Source organism: Caulobacter sp. 602-1, from assembly GCF_003931565.1.
Classification (GTDB): Bacteria; Pseudomonadota; Alphaproteobacteria; order Caulobacterales; family Caulobacteraceae; genus Caulobacter.
On sequence record NZ_RRYI01000094.1, the window covers coordinates 1 to 305 of the forward strand.

At 72.8% G+C, this 305-nt stretch carries 1 pseudogene; it reads left to right on the forward strand.

Features of this window, described 5'->3' with window-relative positions:
* Positions 1–305 (forward strand): annotated as a pseudogene (locus EIK80_RS25385) (efflux transporter periplasmic adaptor subunit); the annotation flags it as partial.

The following is a 305-nucleotide window of genomic DNA, read 5'->3' on the forward strand; positions in this document are numbered from 1 at the left end:
GAGGCTTATGTCGTCTCGGCCCCGGTTTCGGGGCGGCTGCAGCGCCTGGACCTGCATGTCGGCGACCGGGTCGAAAAGAGCGTGGCCACCATCGCGCGCATTCTGCCGTGCGGGGCCGAGCTGCTCGATCCCAGGACCCGGGCCCAGGCCGAGGCGAGCGTCGCGGCCGCGACGGCGGCCGTCGCCAGCACCCGCGCGCAACTGGACCAGTTGGCTGCCGGCGCCCGGCAGCTCGAAGGCGATCTCGCCCGCCAGCGTGAATTGGCCGCCAAGGGTTTCGCCTCACCCCAGGCTCTGGAGACCGC